The sequence below is a fragment of the Herbidospora galbida genome (assembly GCF_005233835.1).
Classification (GTDB): Bacteria; Actinomycetota; Actinomycetes; order Streptosporangiales; family Streptosporangiaceae; genus Herbidospora; species Herbidospora galbida.
Map to the genome: position 1 here is coordinate 1 of NZ_SZQA01000100.1, position 3627 is coordinate 3627.

The following is a 3627-nucleotide window of genomic DNA, read 5'->3' on the forward strand; positions in this document are numbered from 1 at the left end:
GCCGCCGCGTGAGCGGCGTGCTGGTCGGCCGTGTGGGCGGCTGCGCGCCCGGTGGTGGTGTACCGGGCCGCGTGCCGCTGGAGGGCGGCGTAGGCCGCGCGCTGCTGGGCCGTGGCCAGGGCCGTGCGCCGCTGCACGACGGCGGAGGTCGCGCGCTGGTTGTGCGTGCCCGGTGCCGCGTATCGGTGGACCGCAGCCAGGGCGGCGTGCTGGCTGGCCGTGCCGATGACCGTGCGCCGGGCGGCCGTGCCGAGAGCGCGGGTCGCAACCGGGCGCCGGTCCCGTGTGTGGTCACGGTGCACGGTCGGGCGCCCGTGCTGCTTGTTCTCCTGTACGTGCTTGTGGTGCCGGTCCTTCACGGCTTGGTTGCCGTGCTTTCTATCCGCCGAGTCGGCGAAGGCCGCCGACCCGGTGATCAGCGCCAGCCCGAATCCGAGGCCGACGACCATATATGTCCGCATGGGGGCGAAATTCCCACGGTGATCCCCGGACAGACCGGACTTAGGCGATCTTGATGGAAAGATGATCTTTTAATAGGCGAGTGCCTTTGTCTTGGCGCTCGGCGCCAGCATGGTCTCCTGGAACTTCGGGAACGCGACCGTGCGCGCGTCGCCGTCACTGGTGTAGCGCTCGCCCGGGTTCTCCTTCAGCCAGTCGAGCCACCCCGTCGAGCAGAACTTCGCGCAGTCGCCCTTCTTGTCCATCGACCGGATGCGCGGGATGCCCAGCGGGTCGAACGCCCCGCTGAACGGCGACTGGGCCGGCATGTAGCCCGCCAGGAACACGCCGGAGTAGTTGTACTTCACCCCCTTGTCGGAGCCCTTGAGCGCCCACTCCTTGGTCTTCGGCTGGTTGCCGTAGGGAAGGGCGAAGGTGACGACCTCGCCGCCGTTGAGGTCGGTGATCAGCTTGTGCCCGGCGGTGACCTCGTCGAGCACGACCTGCTTGGGCTTGCCCATCAGGTTGGTGTGGTCTTTCGTGTGGTTGCCGAGTTCCATGCCGTGCTGCTTCAGCCAGGCGACGATCTGCGCCTGCTCGGTCGTGCTGCTCTTGCCGAACATGTCACGCGTCACGTAGAAGGTGGCCACCGGGCGGAAGCCCGGATATTTCGCGCCCGCCTCCAGCAGGATCGCCACCGCGGTGTCCTTGGCCGGGGTGCCGGTCCCGTCGAGGGTGACCTGCGACGGCGACGAGTCGTCGAAGGTCAGCACGACCGGGTGCTTCCCGGCCGGAATGTCGATCTTCCCGGTCACGTATTCGGCGGCGGTGATCGGCACGTAGCCTTCCTTGGCCAGCCGTTCGAGTTCGGTGCGGAACTGCTTGGGCGTGCGGTCGTCCTGGGTGGTCGGGTTCTCGATGATGCGGTGGTACATCAGGACCGGGATCTGCCCCAGTTCGTTGGCCTTGACCGCCTTCGCGTTGGCCGCGCTCACCGGCTTGATGGCCGCCGGTTTGACCTCGACCGCCGTAGCGGGCTTCTGGCCTTGGTCGGCGCCACATGCCACACACCCGGCCAGCACGATCAATCCGACAGTCGCCGCGGCTCTCATCTCTGGTGCCCCTCCGATAAGTCATGTCATTGACACGGAGAGTGATCCCCTTAGGTGAGGACGAAGACGGCTAAGAGATTTTAAAGTTCACGTACAGGGCGAAATGTGGCATTCGGGATGCCGGTGGTGAGGGGGCGAAGTGTCACCGACCGGCATCCCGTCCGCCATCGTGAAGACGCCACCGGCCATGCCCCTGACCTCGGGCGGCGCCTTCATGATGACGCGCTGATCCGCTCCTCTCCGGAGTAGACGTTCATGGACCGGCCACGCACGAACCCGAGCAGGGTCAACCCGGATTCGGCGGCCAGTCCCACCGCCAAGCTTGACGGCGCCGACACCGCGGCCGGCACCGGAACGCCCGCCATGACGGCCTTCTGGACGAGTTCGAACGAGGCCCTGCCCGACACCATGAGAGCTGTTTGCCGAAGCGGCAGCCGGCCGTCGCGCAGCGCCCATCAGACGAGCTTGTCGACCGCGTTGTGACGCCCCACGTCTTCTCTGACGGCCAGCGCCCGGCCGGTCGGCGTGAACAGCCCGGCGGCGTGCAGGCCGCCGGTCCGGTCGAACACCTTCTGGGCGGTACGCAGCCTCTCGGGCAACCCGGCGATGACCGATTCGGAGAACGTGACGTCGTCGGGGGTGACGTCCCAGCGCGCGACGGTCCGGGCCGCGTCGAGCGAGGCCTTGCCGCAGACGCCGCACGACGAGGTCGTGTAGAAGTTGCGCTCCAGGAAGGTGGCCGCCACGTCACGCCCGTCGTGAGCCGCACGTCGAGCGCGTTGTAGGTGTTCTGGCCGTTCTCCAGCGCCCCCGCGCAGTAGTGGATGGCCTCGATGCCGCTCGCCCGGCCGATGTATACAGCATACGATATGCCGGTCACGCGGCGCCGACAAGCCGGGTCTGGGTGTCGAGGAGATCGGTGACGGCGTGGATCGCCCGGAGCGTGGGCACCGAGGTCTCGGTCAGGTCGGCCAGTTCGACCACCGCCGAGAGCAGCACGTCGAGTTCGAGCGGCTTGCCCTTCTCCAGGTCTTGGAGCGTGGAGGTCTTGTGCTCGCCGGCCTTCTCGGCCCCGGCGAGCCGCCGCTCGATCGAGATGTGGGGGTTGCAGCCGACCGCCTGGGCGACCGCGACCGTCTCTTCCATCATGGTTCTGACCAGCTCGCGGGCGCCGGTGTGGCGGCAGATGCCCGCCATCGTCGCGCGGGCGAGCGCGCTGATCGGGTTGAACGCGACGTTGCCCATCAGCTTGACCCAGATGTCTTTGCGTAGATCGGCCTCGACCGGGCATTTGAGGTCGCCGGCGACCATGGCGTTGCTGAACTCGACGCACCTGGGCGACAACTGCCCGCTGGGTTCGCCGATGGAGAAGCGGGTTCCTTCGAGGTGGCGGATCACGCCGGGGGCCTCGATCTCGGTGGCGGCGTAGACGACGCAGCCGATGGCGCGCTCCAGCGGGAGCGCCTCGGTCACCGAGCCGCCGGGGTCGACGCTCTCGATGCGGTAGCCGTCGTAGGGGCCGCCGAGCCGGTGGAAATACCACCACGGGATGCCGTTCTGGGCGGCGATGAGGCTGGTGGACTCGTGGAGCATGGGCGCGACCATCTGACCGGCCGCGGCGTAGGAGTTGGCCTTCAGGCCGAGGAAGACGTGGTCGACGGGGCCGACCTCGTGGGGATCGTCGGTGGTGTGCGGGTGGGCGGTGAAGTCGCCGCGCGGGCTGAGCACGCGCACGCCTGACTTCCGCATGGCCGCGAGATGCTCCCCGCGGGCTATCAGATGCACCTCGACGCCGGCGCGATGCAGGGCGGCCCCCACATACGCGCCGATGGCGCCGGCGCCAAGAACAGCGACCTTCACACTAGCTCCGTTCTCGCGTCGACAGTGCATTCGGTATACGGTATGGCAACGGTGTCGTCAAGGAGGTCGACCGATGACCGTGCTGTCGCATACCCGGCCCGAACACGCGGCCGGGCCCGCCGACCTGCCCTGGGAGCGGGCCCGCCGGCTCGCCGCCACGGCGACGCTGCCGCTGGTCGCGGCCGAGGTCCCGCTGGTCTCCGCCCACGGCTGCCGG

3 protein-coding genes and 1 pseudogene are annotated in these 3627 nt (G+C 68.5%); all 4 read right to left on the reverse strand.

Translation table 11 applies throughout. The features are described 5' to 3' along the window. Positions 1-461, reverse strand: a 461-nt coding sequence (locus FDA94_RS38800; protein ID WP_137252003.1) for a hypothetical protein, incomplete at its 3' end; no start/stop codon positions are given. Positions 462-530: 69 nt separating this feature from the next. Next, entirely contained in the window at positions 531-1550 is a 1020-nt protein-coding gene (locus FDA94_RS38805; RefSeq protein ID WP_137252004.1) for a polysaccharide deacetylase family protein, read from the reverse strand. A 212-nt stretch (positions 1551-1762) separates the two neighbouring features. Next, positions 1763-2394 (reverse strand): annotated as a pseudogene (gene fdhD, locus FDA94_RS38810) (formate dehydrogenase accessory sulfurtransferase FdhD); the annotation flags it as partial. Between the two features lie 32 nt (positions 2395-2426). Then, complete coding sequence (locus FDA94_RS38815) at positions 2427-3410, reverse strand: 2-dehydropantoate 2-reductase (protein WP_137252005.1); 984 nt, start codon at positions 3408-3410, stop codon at positions 2427-2429. Between the last annotated feature and the right edge of the window lie 217 nt (positions 3411-3627).

What these genes read in the sequence shown, in the direction of transcription:
- FDA94_RS38805 (WP_137252004.1), bottom strand. Translation starts at nt 1,550, where the DNA reads ATGAGAGCCGCGGCGACTGTCGGATTGATCGTGCTGGCCGGGTGTGTG.